Source organism: Geobacillus sp. PK12 (genome assembly GCF_004123125.1).
Taxonomy (GTDB): Bacteria; Bacillota; Bacilli; order Bacillales; family Anoxybacillaceae; genus Geobacillus; species Geobacillus zalihae.
In genome coordinates this window covers 1-13,499 of sequence record NZ_SDKL01000024.1, presented here as the reverse complement: position 1 = coordinate 13,499, position 13,499 = coordinate 1, and the positions used below count along the sequence as shown (strand labels likewise).

13 protein-coding genes, 1 rRNA gene, 1 other RNA gene and 1 other annotated feature are annotated in these 13,499 nt (G+C 51.9%); of the genes, 2 read left to right on the top strand and 13 right to left on the bottom strand.

All coding sequences use genetic code 11. The features are described 5' to 3' along the window. Positions 1-364: 364 nt before the first annotated feature. The 7 genes from ETR37_RS09895 to tadA all read right to left on the bottom strand — a co-directional run bounded on the left by ETR37_RS09895 (position 365) and on the right by tadA (position 4,508). Positions 365-628: a pro-sigmaK processing inhibitor BofA family protein gene (locus ETR37_RS09895; RefSeq protein ID WP_011229537.1), complete on the bottom strand. Its 264-nt coding sequence runs from the start codon at positions 626-628 to the stop codon at positions 365-367. 78 nt (positions 629-706) lie between these two features. Beyond that, the gene (locus ETR37_RS09890) at positions 707-931 is read right to left on the bottom strand and encodes a YaaL family protein (protein ID WP_012820427.1); all 225 of its coding nucleotides are present in this window, start codon (positions 929-931) and stop codon (positions 707-709) included. 23 nt (positions 932-954) lie between these two features. Then, entirely contained in the window at positions 955-1,551 is a 597-nt protein-coding gene (recR, locus tag ETR37_RS09885) for a recombination mediator RecR (RefSeq protein ID WP_011229535.1), read from the bottom strand. A gap of 9 nt (positions 1,552-1,560) precedes the next feature. Then, positions 1,561-1,884, bottom strand: coding sequence for a YbaB/EbfC family nucleoid-associated protein (locus ETR37_RS09880; protein ID WP_020279743.1), 324 nt, complete (start codon positions 1,882-1,884; stop codon positions 1,561-1,563). 26 nt (positions 1,885-1,910) lie between these two features. Continuing rightward, positions 1,911-3,590: a DNA polymerase III subunit gamma/tau gene (gene dnaX / locus ETR37_RS09875; protein ID WP_012820425.1), complete on the bottom strand. Its 1,680-nt coding sequence runs from the start codon at positions 3,588-3,590 to the stop codon at positions 1,911-1,913. A 117-nt stretch (positions 3,591-3,707) separates the two neighbouring features. Then, positions 3,708-3,972, bottom strand: an RNA gene (gene ffs, locus ETR37_RS09870) — signal recognition particle sRNA large type. Between the two features lie 38 nt (positions 3,973-4,010). Further along, entirely contained in the window at positions 4,011-4,508 is a 498-nt protein-coding gene (tadA, locus tag ETR37_RS09865) for a tRNA adenosine(34) deaminase TadA (protein WP_011229532.1), read from the bottom strand. 85 nt (positions 4,509-4,593) lie between these two features. Here tadA and ETR37_RS09860 point away from each other — a divergent pair, with 85 nt between their 5' ends. Next, positions 4,594-5,880 carry a glycoside hydrolase family 18 protein gene (locus ETR37_RS09860; RefSeq protein WP_129447204.1) on the top strand — a complete coding sequence of 429 codons (1,287 nt, stop codon included), beginning with the start codon at positions 4,594-4,596 and terminating at the stop codon, positions 5,878-5,880. Between the two features lie 220 nt (positions 5,881-6,100). Here ETR37_RS09860 and serS read toward each other — a convergent pair whose 3' ends face one another. The 5 genes from serS to guaB form a co-directional block, all read right to left on the bottom strand. Further along, the gene (gene serS / locus ETR37_RS09850) at positions 6,101-7,375 is read right to left on the bottom strand and encodes a serine--tRNA ligase (RefSeq protein ID WP_129447203.1); all 1,275 of its coding nucleotides are present in this window, start codon (positions 7,373-7,375) and stop codon (positions 6,101-6,103) included. Between the two features lie 53 nt (positions 7,376-7,428). After that, positions 7,429-7,649 (bottom strand) — a binding site (T-box leader). A gap of 9 nt (positions 7,650-7,658) precedes the next feature. Further along, positions 7,659-8,249: a pyridoxal 5'-phosphate synthase glutaminase subunit PdxT gene (gene pdxT / locus ETR37_RS09845; protein ID WP_020754769.1), complete on the bottom strand. Its 591-nt coding sequence runs from the start codon at positions 8,247-8,249 to the stop codon at positions 7,659-7,661. A gap of 24 nt (positions 8,250-8,273) precedes the next feature. Beyond that, complete coding sequence (gene pdxS, locus ETR37_RS09840; protein WP_011229527.1) at positions 8,274-9,158, bottom strand: pyridoxal 5'-phosphate synthase lyase subunit PdxS; 885 nt, start codon at positions 9,156-9,158, stop codon at positions 8,274-8,276. Positions 9,159-9,288: 130 nt separating this feature from the next. Then, positions 9,289-10,647, bottom strand: a complete 1,359-nt coding sequence (locus ETR37_RS09835; protein WP_129447202.1) for a serine hydrolase — start codon at positions 10,645-10,647, stop codon at positions 9,289-9,291. Between the two features lie 104 nt (positions 10,648-10,751). Beyond that, positions 10,752-12,218, bottom strand: a complete 1,467-nt coding sequence (gene guaB / locus ETR37_RS09830; protein ID WP_011229525.1) for an IMP dehydrogenase — start codon at positions 12,216-12,218, stop codon at positions 10,752-10,754. Positions 12,219-12,343: 125 nt separating this feature from the next. Here guaB and ETR37_RS09825 point away from each other — a divergent pair, with 125 nt between their 5' ends. Further along, positions 12,344-13,321, top strand: a complete 978-nt coding sequence (locus tag ETR37_RS09825; protein WP_012820422.1) for a YaaC family protein — start codon at positions 12,344-12,346, stop codon at positions 13,319-13,321. Between the two features lie 44 nt (positions 13,322-13,365). On the opposite strand, the gene rrf is transcribed toward ETR37_RS09825, so the two are convergent. Continuing rightward, a 5S ribosomal RNA gene (rrf, locus tag ETR37_RS09820) occupies positions 13,366-13,482 on the bottom strand. Positions 13,483-13,499 lie beyond the last annotated feature (17 nt).

Below are 13,499 nucleotides of genomic sequence, written 5' to 3'. Positions count from 1 at the left end.
TTGTCCAGCTTCGGCGCCTCGCTCTCTTCTGCCAAATCACCTTCTACCTCGGGGTGCAAGCACCACTAAGGGTGAAGAACATTTGGCTTCGAGATCGCCAGGATGGCGATATTTCGCCGTTGCCCGCAGGACGCAGGCTGCCTTTAGGCGAAATTACGGCGCCTCCGCTTTTCTTATGACGCTTGCGTTTTGTTTAGTTTTCAAGGAACTTGTTTATCTTGCACACTTTTATTATTATACATATCATTTAATTTGCTGTCAACATATCTTTCATGAACAGCGACATTAATTAATATAATGCATTGTCATATAAAAGTCAATAACTTTTAAACAAAAAAATTAAAGGCATCTTGAATAATGATGCCTACAAAATATATCGGTCAATCACGATTAACGCTGCCGCTCCAGGGAGGCCAAGAAATCCGCAAACGATTGAGGTGACGAGGTTAATCGGAATATGGATGTTAAAATGCCCGCCGATGGCGTTGATGACAAACAGCGCGAGCGCCCCGACGATCAGGCGGATAGCAGCGTAGCCGATCAGGCGAAGCGCTTTGAGACGGGCGCCGACGATAAGCAAAACGGCGATAAGCGCTAGCAACACGGTAATGACGACTTTCGGCTCCAACGTTTGAACCCCCTTTTTGCACGCTTGTACTACCAACGTATGAGAAACAGGGGAAAAAAGAACAAAAAAATAAGGAAGTTAACGCACTTCCTTAAGTGTGATGCGGCGGTGCTTCGCTTCGCGGAGGAGGAAAAAATATTTGGCCTCAGCGAGTTGCAATGCGCTCAGCACCTCCGGAGACGGATCGACGCTTTTTTCGATGAGTTGTTTCTGCTCAAGCCATTCAGTTCTAGCCTTTTGTAGTTCAGCCATTAACTTCTCATCAAATTGTCTCTTTAGTTTCCCCTTTCGCCGCCATAACAAACCGATCCCCACCTTCTTTCTCTCTATAGCTCACGGCGCCCTTCCAACGCCTTTGATAACGTCACTTCGTCCGCATACTCCAAGTCGCCGCCGACCGGCAAGCCATGGGCGATGCGGGTGACTTTGATTCCTGTCGGCTTCAACAGGCGGGAGATGTACATCGCCGTTGCCTCTCCCTCGATGTTCGGGTCGGTCGCTAAAATCACCTCTTGGACCGTCTCATCCTGCAATCGCGTGAGCAGCTCGGCGATTTTAATATCTTCCGGTCCGATGCCTTCCATCGGCGAGATGGCCCCGTGCAACACGTGGTACAGGCCATTGTATTCTTTCATCCTCTCCATGGCGATGACATCTTTCGGATCCTGAACAACGCAAATCGTCGTCCGGTCGCGCCGCTCGTCTTTGCAGATGTAGCAAGGGTCTGTATCTGTAATATGTCCGCAAATCGTGCAATAATGAATATGCCGCTTGACATCAACGAGCGCTTTGGCAAACTCAAGCACGGTGTCTTCTTTCATCGCCAGCACATGAAATGCAAGGCGGGCAGCCGTTTTCGGGCCGATGCCGGGCAGTTTCATAAAACTGTCAATCAACTTCGATAGCGGTTCTGGATAATGCATACGCCCCCCCTAGAACAACCCTGGAATGTTAAGTCCTTTCGTAAACTGCCCCATCATTTCATTAGCCAACTCATCCGCTTTTTTCAACGCATCGTTTGTCGCTGCCAAAATCAAATCTTGCAGCATTTCAATATCGTCTGGGTCGACGACTTCCTCTTTAATTTTTACTTCCAAAATTTGTTTATGACCGTTAGCGACAACGGTCACCATGCCTCCGCCCGCCGTGCCTTCCACCGTTTTTTCCGCCAACTCTTCCTGCGCTTTTTGCATTTCTTTTTGCATTTTTTGCATTTGTTTTAACATTTTTTGCATATTGCCCATTCCGCCACGCATCATCTTGGCATCCTCCTTTAAACGGTTTATTCTTTAATTTCGATCAGCTCTTCGCCAAACAGCCGCTTCGCTTCGGCGATTAACGGATCTTCTTCGCTTTTTTCCACCATGGCGTCCTTATTGCGGATGAACTCTTCTCTTATTTTTCCCCATTCTCCCTCCGGAATGGCTACCATTTCAAAGCGGCGGTTTGTCAGCTCAAACAAAATCGCTTCGACGTTTTCTTTGACCGAACTTGTGGGATCGGTCGCCATTTTGCAGTGGATTTCGTATTTGAATTTTAATACAAACGCTGAGGCGCTCGCTGCAACCGGCTCGCTCTCTTGCAGCAAGGCAGCGTGCGACACTTTATGCTGCCGTTTCAACGTGTCGAGCACATCCGCCCAGCATCCTTTCACCAAAGCTAAATCTTCATGCGTCGCCTGTTTCAACAGCTCGTAAATGCGGCCAACCGGGGCTTTATATCCCCCCGTTTTCATCGGTTTGGACAGTTTTTTCACCGGCGCGGCGGTCGACGGAGGGGCAGGCGGTTGTTCCTTCAGGCGCCGCAATTCCGCCTCCAGCGTTTCAATCCGCTTTATCAACGGTTCCAACTCGGAAGCCGACAGCGACGGGGCGGCGGCTGATGGATGGCAAAGTTTCACAAGCGCCACTTCCAACAGAAGGCGCGGGTGGTTTGTCCACTTCATCTCTTGCTGGCTTTTGTTCAGCAACTCGATGGCCTCGTATAAATTGGAAACCGGAATCATTTCCGACAGTGAAGTGAACGCTTCGTCAACGACAGCAATTTGAATCGCTCCCTCCACATAGGGAGCGGTTTTGTACAGCAATAAATCGCGATAGTACAAAATCAAGTCTTCAACCAAACGATGCGGATCTTTCCCTTGCGCCATCATCGTTTCCAACTGCTGAAGAACCGCCGCTGTATCTTTGCGGTGGATGGCTTCGATGAAGCTCGATAAGGCGGCAAATGATGCAGCCCCGGTCATCGCCAGCACGTCGTCGAGCCGAAGTTTCCCGTCGCTGAACGAAATGGCTTGATCAAGCAAGCTGAGCGCATCGCGCATCCCCCCGTCTGCAGCACGGGCGATGGCGGACAATGCCTCATCGGACGCCTCGACACCTTGGGCGCTTGCGACATACTTTAGCCGTGAAACGATCGCCGGAAGCGGGATGCGGCGAAAATCGAACCGTTGGCAGCGGGAAATGATCGTCGCCGGAATTTTGTGCGGCTCGGTCGTGGCCAAAATGAAAATGACGTGTTTCGGCGGCTCCTCCAACGTTTTCAACAGCGCGTTAAACGCACCGATCGACAGCATATGCACCTCGTCGATGATATACACTTTGTAGCGGGCCGACGTCGGCGCAAATTTCACCTTCTCACGGATATCACGAATTTCATCGACGCGGTTGTTGGAAGCAGCGTCAATTTCCAGCACATCGGGAACCGTTCCATTCGTAATGCCGAGGCAAGCTGGACACTCATTGCATGGCTCCGCCGCTGGCGCCTGTTCACAGTTGACCGCCTTGGCGAAAATTTTCGCTGCGCTCGTTTTTCCTGTACCGCGCGGGCCGGAAAATAAGTAAGCGTGCGATATTTTATGTTGAAGCAGGGCGCTTTGCAACGTCTTGGTCACGTGTTCTTGGCCGACCATGTCCGCAAAGCGCTGCGGCCGAAACACGCGATATAACGCTTGGTATGCCACGGAAAACGGCCCTCCTCTTTCTCTCGTCCTATCTATTATATAACTTCCTATTGCAATTTGAAATAACAAAAAACCCACTCGCCATGAGTGGGTTTTGTTCCCTATCGCTATGTAAGGCCGTGCACCTTCTGTCGATTAGCTGCCCCGAGCGTTGCTCAAGCAGTTAGCTCAGCCCAGGCGTCCCCGCGGCACATGGGAGCATCCGCTTACTGCTGCTTCCTTCCGGACCTGACAGGGTTCACGGAATCCCATTGCGCGGGACCCAGACGTCAACACCACTTGCTTGAGACAGGCCTCGCAACAGACTAACCTCGAGAAGGAATTCAGCCTCGCTAGAGCGGATTGCGAGTACAGGGCACCGCTACCTCCCCGCTTAGCACGGCACTATCAGTATAGCTCGTTAGCGGAAAAAATGCAATGTCAATCGACGGAATTTTCGTTGGCACTCCCGCCAACATTTCTCTTTTGTTCGCGCAATCGTCGAAAAAATTGGCTCAACAGCGAACCGCACTCGTCAGCAAGCACCCCGCTTACCACCTTAACCTGATGGTTAAATCGGCTTTCCTGCAATAAGTTCATCAATGTCCCAGCGCACCCTCCCTTTGGGTCAAACGCGCCAAATACAACCCGTTCGATGCGGGAAAGAACAATGGCGCCTGCGCACATGGCGCACGGCTCAAGCGTTACGTACAACGTCGCCCGCTCAAGCCGCCATGAACCGGTTGCCCGGCATGCTTCATCGATTGCCAAAATTTCTGCATGAGCGATGGCGCGTTGTTCGGTTTCCCGCAAATTATGAGCGCGGGCGATGACGCGGCCGTCTTGAACGATGACAGCGCCGATCGGCACTTCGCCGATCTGCTCCGCTTTTTTTGCTTCTTCCATTGCCAATCGCATGTAGTACTCGTCGGTGTTCATCGTATACCCCTTCACACAAACGGTCATTTCTCCTTTCTTTTCATCATAGAATATGGAGAATAAAGACGCAACTAGGAGGTCAAGTATGCAAATCCACGTAGTGCAGAGTGGACAAACGTTAAGTGGAATTGCTGAGGCATACGGGACCACGGCGGAAGAAATTGTCCGGGCCAACAAGCTTCCAAACCCTGATAAACTCGTTGTCGGCCAGGCGCTCGTGATCCCGATCGTCGGTCGTTTTTACTGGGTGCAGCGCGGCGACACGTTATGGTCGATTGCACGCCGATTTTCGATTCCGATGCAGCGGCTTGCCGAAGTGAATCGCCTCTCCTTAAACGCTCCGCTTAAGGTCGGGCAGCGGCTTTATATACCGCCCGGCGCCAAGCGAAGAGCGGAGTTTAACGCCTATATTGAACCGCGCGGCGCGACTGTCAGCCCAGCGCTGGAGGCGAGCGCTCGCGAAGCCGCTCCGTATTTGACTTATTTGAGTCCTTTTTATTTTGCGATCCGACGCGACGCGACATTGCAAGAGCCGCCGCTTGACGACTTTCCGGATATTGCCCGCGCCAACCGCGTCACGCTCGTTATGGTTGTCGCCAACATTGAAAACGGGCAGTTCAGCGACGAGCTCGGCGCGCTTATGTTAACAAACGAAACGCTGCAAAATCGTCTGCTCGACAACATTGTCGCGACCGCTAGACGGTATGGCTTCCGCGACATCCATTTTGATTTTGAATATTTGCGCCCGGAAGACCGTGAGGCGTATAATGCGTTTTTGCGCAAAGCGAAACGGCGGTTTGCACGAGAAGGGTGGATGATGTCGACCGCCTTGGCGCCGAAAACGAGCGCGACCCAGCGCGGACGTTGGTACGAAGCACACGACTACTGCGCCCATGGACAAATTGTCGACTTTGTCGTGATCATGACGTATGAATGGGGCTACAGCGGCGGGCCGCCGATGCCGGTGTCCCCGATCGGTCCGGTCCGCCGCGTTCTCGAGTACGCCATCTCTGAAATGCCAGCCGGAAAAATTTTGATGGGGCAAAACTTGTATGGCTACGACTGGACGCTGCCATATGTACCCGGCGGCCCGTACGCCCAGGCCCTCAGCCCGCAGCAAGCCATCGCCCTCGCCGCAAAGTATAACGTTGCCATCGAATACGATACGGAGGCGCAGGCACCGCATTTTCGCTATCGCGACGAAAACGGACGCGAGCATGAAGTATGGTTCGAGGACGCCCGCTCCATTCAAGCAAAATTTAATCTCGTGAAGGAACTTGGTTTGCGCGGGGTCAGCTATTGGAAACTTGGCATTGATTTTCCACAAAACTGGCTGCTGATCGCTGATCAATTTACTGTTGTAAAAAAATAAAGGCATAAAAAACCCGCCGGTCAACGGCGGGTTTTTTTATGATGGGAAACGGCTTTCGGCGGTCAGCCGTTTCAGATGACAATCTCCTCTTATGCGCGTCAGTCCTCTTCATCATCGTCTTGGCCAAGAACAAGATTTCTTGTTCCTCATTGCCAACGTCATTCACTATAACACGGCAGTCGGGAAAAGTCAACCAACGATTTGCCTCAAGCACCTTTTTTCAGCGAATGACGTCCCGATTCCCCATGTAAGGACGAAGCGCTTCCGGAACGATGACCGAGCCGTCTTCTTGCTGGTAGTTTTCCAAAATGGCGGCGACCGTCCGCCCAATGGCTAGCCCCGAACCGTTTAATGTATGCACGTACTCCGGTTTCGCTTTTGGATCGCGACGGAAGCGGATGTTGGCACGGCGCGCTTGAAACGCCTCAAAGTTGCTGCACGACGAAATTTCCCGGTACGTTCCGTAACTTGGCAGCCAAACTTCAATATCGTACGTTTTCGCCGCCGAGAATCCAAGGTCTCCGGTGCACAAGGCGACAACGCGGTACGGAAGCCCGAGCCGTTGCAAAATCGTCTCTGCCTGGCGCGTCAGCTTTTCCAATTCATCGTACGAGTCCTCCGGCTTTACGAATTTTACCAGCTCGACTTTATTGAACTGATGCTGGCGGATCAGCCCTCTCGTGTCACGGCCGGCCGACCCGGCTTCCGCGCGGAAGCAGGCGCTGTAGGCCGCATAGTAAATCGGCAAATCATCTGCGGCCAAAATTTCGTCGCGATGCAGGTTCGTCACCGGCACCTCAGCGGTCGGAATGAGGAAATAATCTTCGCTGTCCAAATGGAACGCATCCTCGGCAAATTTCGGCAACTGTCCGGTTCCGATCATGCTCGCCCGGTTCACTAAATATGGCGGCAACACTTCTTCGTAACCGAATTCATCGAGATGGATGTCAAGCATAAAGTTGATGAGCGCCCGCTCAAGCCGCGCTCCTAACCCTTTATAAAAGACAAATCGGCTTCCCGCCACTTTGGCGGCTCGCTCAAAGTCGAGCAAACCGAGCCGATCGGCGATTTCCCAATGCGGCTTCGGCTCAAAGGAAAACGAACGCGGCTCCCCCCATCTCCGCACTTCGACATTGTCCTCTTCCGACTGGCCGACCGGTACGGATTCATGCGGAATATTTGGAATCGATAACAACAGGGCGTTGAGTTCCTCTTCCAGTTGGCGAATGTGCTCATCCATTTGCTTAATGCGGTCACCGACTTCGCGCATTTGGGCAATCAGCGGCTCGGCGTCCTTTTTCTCGCGCTTTAGGACAGCGATTTGCTGCGACACATCGTTGCGCTTGCTTTTCAGCTCTTCCACCTCAGCAATCAAACGGCGGCGTTCTTTGTCCAACTGTTCAAACCGGTCGATGTTCGCCAAATCTCCGCCGCGCTGCATTAGTTTTTCTTTCACTTCTTCAAACTGGGCGCGCAATATTTTCACATCCAGCATGGCTTTTACCTCCTTTTCCATTCAATATTATACATAAAAAAGCCCCCGTCCCCAAAAGGGACGGGAGCGACCCCGCGGTGCCACCCTTATTGAAGGCTTGCGATGCCTTCCCTTTTTGCCGTTCACGGCGGCTGCCGAAAACGCCTACTGACCCGCTTTGGCGTTCAACGTTTTGCTCGAGGATGGATTCACAGGAGCTCCCTGCCGGTTTGCACCACCCACCGGCTCTCTGAAAGAAAGGGGGTCTGCTGCTTGTTCCTCTCATCGCTTTCGCTTGATCACTTTACTTAAGGCTTGACGTCATTTTCGCTTCTTTGACCATGTTGAGAAAGTATTGCATCAATCGATGATCGTCGGTCAGCTCTGGATGGAACGAGCAACCAAGAAACTGGCCTTGCCGGGCCGCGACAATGCGGTCATTGTATGTCGCGAGGACATCGACCCCGTCGCCGACCTCGACAATGTGCGGAGCACGGATGAAGACGCCGACAAACCCGTCGCCGACACCCTTAATCGACAGCTCCGCCTCAAAGCTTTCCCGCTGCCGACCGAACGAGTTCCGCTCGACTGTAATGTCCATTAATCCTAAATGTGGCTCGTCATAGCCGACAATTCGCTTCGCCAGCAAAATGAGCCCGGCGCACGTACCGAACATCGGCTTGCCGGCAGCGGCAAATTGCTTGAGCGGCTCCATCAGCCCATAGCGGTCGATGAGCCGCCGCATCGTCGTGCTTTCGCCGCCCGGCAGCACAAGACCGTCCAACCCTTCAAGCTGCTCCGGCTTTTTCACGATGACCGCCTCGGCGCCGCACGCCTCAATGGCGCGAACATGCTCCCGCACAGCTCCTTGCAGTCCAAGTACACCTATTTTCATCGTTGCTTTGCTCCTTTATTTAGCTTACCAGCCGCGTTCTTGCATCCGGTGCTCCGGCAACAATGTCGCGATATCGATGCCGCGCATCGCGCCGCCCAATCCTTTCGACAAGTGTGCGATCAATTCATAGTCTTCGTAATGAGTCGTCGCCTCTACGATCGCGCGCGCGTATTTTTCCGGATTTTCCGATTTGAAAATGCCAGACCCAACAAAGACACCGTCCGCACCCAAGTGCATCATCAAGGCAGCGTCAGCCGGTGTCGCGACACCGCCGGCGGCAAAGTTGACGACCGGCAGGCGGCCAAGCCGCTTGATCTCGCGCAGCACCTCAACCGGAGCCCCGAGCTGTTTCGCCTCAGCGACAAGCTCATCTTCGCTCATGTTGACGACTTTGCGAATTTGCGCGTTCACTTTGCGCATATGGCGCACGGCCTCAACAATGTTGCCTGTCCCCGGCTCTCCTTTGGTTCGCAACATCGATGCCCCTTCTGCAATGCGGCGCGCCGCTTCCCCTAAATCGCGGCAACCGCACACAAATGGAACGGTAAACTGCCGTTTGTCAATATGGAATTCCTCATCAGCCGGCGTTAATACTTCGCTTTCGTCAATGTAGTCGACACCAAGCGCCTCTAAGACACGCGCCTCAACATAGTGACCGATCCGTACTTTCGCCATGACTGGGATCGAAACGGCGTTCATCACTTCTTCGATCACCGTCGGGTCGGCCATGCGCGCGACACCGCCAGCGGCGCGAATGTCCGCCGGGACGCGCTCGAGCGCCATAACCGCGACAGCCCCTGCCGCTTCAGCGATTTTCGCCTGTTCTGCGTTCACGACGTCCATGATGACGCCGCCTTTTTGCATTTCCGCCATGCCGCGTTTGACGCGGTCCGTACCTGTCAATGCCAACGTTGATTCCCCCTATTCCTGATCCTTATGCTTTGCGAGGCATGCAAAAGGACGATTCCACTGTTTTATTTTACCTCAATTTTTACAAAAATCACAATGGAAAAAAGCTCCCCATCAAGGGGAGTCGATTCTACAGCCAGCCTTTCACTGTTTTGGCGACGCTTGTCCATAAATCAACAAACAGTCCGCCGACCGCGCGCATCGAAAGAACAAACCAATTGGCTTTTTCGACTTCAGCTGTTGTGACAAGCGGCACACGAATGTTTTTTTGCATGTCTGGGCTTAAGAAGGCAAGGGAGTCGTCCCCTTTATATTCGAGCGTCATATATCCAACCGTTTCCCCTTTTTTCAAAGGGGCGACTAGCTTTCCTTCTTTTGTCATTTTTTTCTTGTCCAACACATATACAGGTTTGTATTGTTTTTCCTCGCCGTTTTTCACAAGCAGATCCAGATTCTTTCCTGTCGCGACACGAACCTCTTTTTCTTTCCCTTTCACGACCGGAAGTGTTTCTTTTCCTTTCAGCTGGTACCCTTTTGGATAAAGCGTCTCGAGGGAGTATTGGTTGAATCCGTAGTTAAATAGTTTTTCTGTCTCTTTAAAGCGCGCCTCTTTTGTTGTTTTCCCACTCGCATCTTTCGCGTTCATGACAACCGAAATCAAGCGGACGCCGTTTCGTTTCGCCGTCCCGGTGAAACAGTTGCCGGCAAATTCCGTATAGCCGGTTTTCAACCCGTCTACCCCTTCGTATTTGTACACAAGCCCTGGCAGCATCCAGTTCCAGTTGTCCATTTTAATTTCGTCCTCTGTTCCTCCTCGGAACATTTTATGGGGAATGCTCGCCGTTTCCAGCACCTCTGGATGGTCTTTCAGCAACCGGTAGGCAAGCATCGCCATCGCACGTGCGGACATGACGTTTTCCTCATTTGTGCTTGTCCCTTCTGGATGGAATCCTTTTAAATCCTTATTGCTCAACCCTGTGGCATTGACAAACTTATAATCTTTCAGCCCAAGCTCTTTCGCTTTGTCGTTCATCATTTTCACAAAATTTTTCTCCGATCCAGCGATGATCTCAGCAATCGCGACCGTTGCCCCGTTCGCCGAATAAATGGCCATTGCCTCGTACAGCTCACGCACCGTATACTTGCCATCTTTTCGCAACGGGACATTGGACAGCGCCCGGTCTTGCGACAGCCGGTACACGTAATCGCTTGGCGTGTACATTTGATCCCATTTGACGCGCTTCGCCTTAATGGCGTCAAGAAGCAAATACTCGGTCATCATTTTCGTCATGCTGGCAATCCCAAGCACCGTATCGATATTTTTTTCATACAAAATTCTTCCCGTTTGTGCATCCACTAAAATCGCAGCGTCCGCCCGGATGTCAAGCGGGGCGCTTTCCGCCTTCACCGTCTGTTGAAACGGACCAAACGTTAAACAAAGGCAAATCGACAGCAACCAAAACAACCAGTTTTGTTTTCTCCTCCTCACAATGACACCCTCCTCACACAACCGTTATTGTAACATACCGTCGGCCAAAAAAATAGACGGAGGACATGTCTCCGTCACAGTTGAGCCGATCGGCGCAACTCCGATCAAAAAGCAGAGTAGTTCGGCGCTTCTTTCGTAATTTGCACGTCATGCGGATGGCTTTCACGGAGCCCCGCGCTCGTCATGCGGATAAACTGCGTTTTTTCGCGCAGCTCTTCCAAATTGCGGGTTCCACAATAGCCCATGCCGGCGCGCAACCCACCGACAAGCTGATAAATCGTGTCGGCAAGCGGCCCTTTGTATGGAACGCGTCCCTCGATGCCTTCCGGGACAAACTTTTTCGCATCTTCTTGAAAATAGCGGTCTTTGCTGCCGCGCTCCATGGCTGCGACCGATCCCATGCCCCGGTACACCTTGAAGCGGCGGCCTTGATAAATTTCCGTCTCACCCGGGCTTTCGGAAACACCAGCAAGCAAGCTGCCGAGCATAACCGCATGCGCCCCAGCCGCGATCGCCTTCACAATGTCGCCGGAATATTTGATCCCGCCGTCAGCGATGATCGGGACGCCATGTTTGCGCGCCTCAGTCGCACAGTCGTAGATCGCCGTAATTTGCGGCACACCAACCCCGGCGACAACCCGGGTCGTGCAGATGGACCCCGGACCGATTCCGACTTTAATAATGTTCGCCCCAGCCTCAATCAAGTCGCGCGTCCCTTCAGCTGTCGCGACATTGCCGGCGATGATGTTCAAGTCCGGGTATTGGCGTCGGATGTTGGCCACCGTCTCTAGGACGCCTTTCGAATGGCCGTGCGCCGTGTCAACGACAATGACATCAACCCCTGCCTCAACAAGCTTTTTGACGCGAATCATCGTGTCCGCCGTCACCCCGACGGCCGCCCCGACAATCAGCCTCCCTTTCGCATCTTTCGCTGAATTCGGGAACTCAATGACCTTTTCAATATCCTTGATCGTAATTAATCCCTTCAGCACACCGTTTTCATCAACAAGAGGCAGTTTTTCGACCTTGTGTCGCTGCAAAATTTTCTCTGCTTCCTCCAACGTTGTCCCCACCGGAGCAGTGATCAAGTTTTCCTTCGTCATTACCTCGGAAATTTTAATCGAATAGTCTTGAATGAAACGCAAGTCACGGTTCGTAATAATGCCGACCAATTTTTGCTCCTCGGGGTTGTTGACGATCGGCACCCCCGAGATCCGATATTTACTCATTAAGTGTTCTGCATCATACACTTGATGATCCGGCGTTAGGAAAAACGGGTCCGTAATGACGCCTCGTTCCGACCGTTTCACCTTGTCGACCTGCTCGGCCTGCTGTTCGATCGACATATTTTTGTGAATGATGCCAAGGCCTCCCTGACGCGCCATCGCAATTGCCATCTCCGCTTCGGTGACCGTATCCATCCCAGCGCTGAGAATCGGGATGTTCAACTGCAGCGTATCGCTCAACTTCGTGGTTACATCAACATCGCGCGGCAATACGTCCGACTTCGCTGGGATGAGAAGAACGTCATCAAACGTCAATCCTTCCTTGGCGAATTTCGCTTCCCACATGTTTTCTCCCCCTTGTCCGGAAATATTATTAGTAGCTTAACAACTGGTTAAACTACTGTCAAGGAATCAAGAAAATGTCCAACTTTTCAGTTATTTCAAGACAATTCTATGTAAGGGGGGTAAAAATGTTCGGAAATCACGGTCAACTGTTTCGCCTTTCTGTTTTCCGCTCGGCCGATACTGCGCAGCAATTTTTGCGGCAATGCTATCAACAGCTGCAGCGGGATGACGCCGTCCAACGCAGTTATGCAAACTGTTACCCATTTTTATATTATCTGGAACACGGGCAAAACTTTTACGCCGCTGCCCAGCAGGCGCCGCTGTCCATCAAGCCGGTTCTCTTGTTTTACGGCATGGTGCAGCTCTTAAAAGCATGCCTGCTCACTGTCGACCCCGACTACCCGGAATCAACATCGGTCTTGGCCCATGGTGTATCAGCAAGAAAACGAAAAAAACAGGGCTACGAATTTTTAGATGATGAAGTGAAAATACAAAAAAACGGTTTATTCGCACATTTTTCTGAAAAAATGTTTCATGTGAAACAAGAAGCTGGGGAAAAATTTCGCATGGGCACGCTGTTGCAACGAATTGGCGAGTTGCATGAAACGTTTTTTCTTCTAAGCGGGCGAAAAAAACCGTTATCCTTGCCTGTTGTACATACTGCTTCGCCGCCGATGCTCGCCATCCCAAAAGTGATTTTGGACCACTACCATATGTCGTTGTCCCGCTTTGTCCAATATCTCTGTGAAGAAGGACAAGGAAAGCGGCTTTCGTTCGCCAAAGAAGAAGGAGAATTTCTGTATTTTCATATAGAATCGCCGCTGTCGCCGGCCGGAGAAGGTCCGTTTTTATTCCATCTTGACGGTACACTCCGAATTCCAGTCAAGAAAGAGAAAACATTCTCGCTTCCAGAAATACACGCCCATTACTTGTTGCTGTATAACTTGAGCATGATTTCGCGCTATGAGACGGAATGGTGGAGCGAGCTTCTCCATTCTTACCCAAGCAAGGCATACACTTTTATTCTTGAGTTTCTCTCCGTGTCGGCGGAAAAAGTGCCGTTGCTGCTTCATGAATACTTAATGCGGAAATTTTTGGGTTGAATCAAATCAAAAATCCCCTGCTGTATATACAGCAGGGGATTTTCGCCTAGCAGCGACCTACTCTTGCAGGGGCGCTGGCCGGAACTACCATCGGCGCTGGAGGGATTAACTTCCGTGTTCGGGATGGGAACGGGTGTTTCCCCTCCGCCATAGCCACTAGGCAATGGTTATCATCTTG

Excerpts from the sequence above, each read along its gene's own strand:
- recR (WP_011229535.1), bottom strand. The coding sequence starts at position 1,551 with ATGCATTATCCAGAACCGCTATCGAAGTTGATTGACAGTTTTATGAAA.
- ETR37_RS09880 (WP_020279743.1), bottom strand. The coding sequence starts at position 1,884 with ATGCGTGGCGGAATGGGCAATATGCAAAAAATGTTAAAACAAATGCAA.
- tadA (WP_011229532.1), bottom strand. The coding sequence starts at position 4,508 with ATGAACACCGACGAGTACTACATGCGATTGGCAATGGAAGAAGCAAAA.
- ETR37_RS09860 (WP_129447204.1), top strand. The coding sequence starts at position 4,594 with ATGCAAATCCACGTAGTGCAGAGTGGACAAACGTTAAGTGGAATTGCT.
- serS (WP_129447203.1), bottom strand. The coding sequence starts at position 7,375 with ATGCTGGATGTGAAAATATTGCGCGCCCAGTTTGAAGAAGTGAAAGAA.
- pdxT (WP_020754769.1), bottom strand. The coding sequence starts at position 8,249 with ATGAAAATAGGTGTACTTGGACTGCAAGGAGCTGTGCGGGAGCATGTT.
- guaB (WP_011229525.1), bottom strand. The coding sequence starts at position 12,218 with ATGTGGGAAGCGAAATTCGCCAAGGAAGGATTGACGTTTGATGACGTT.
- ETR37_RS09825 (WP_012820422.1), top strand. The coding sequence starts at position 12,344 with ATGTTCGGAAATCACGGTCAACTGTTTCGCCTTTCTGTTTTCCGCTCG.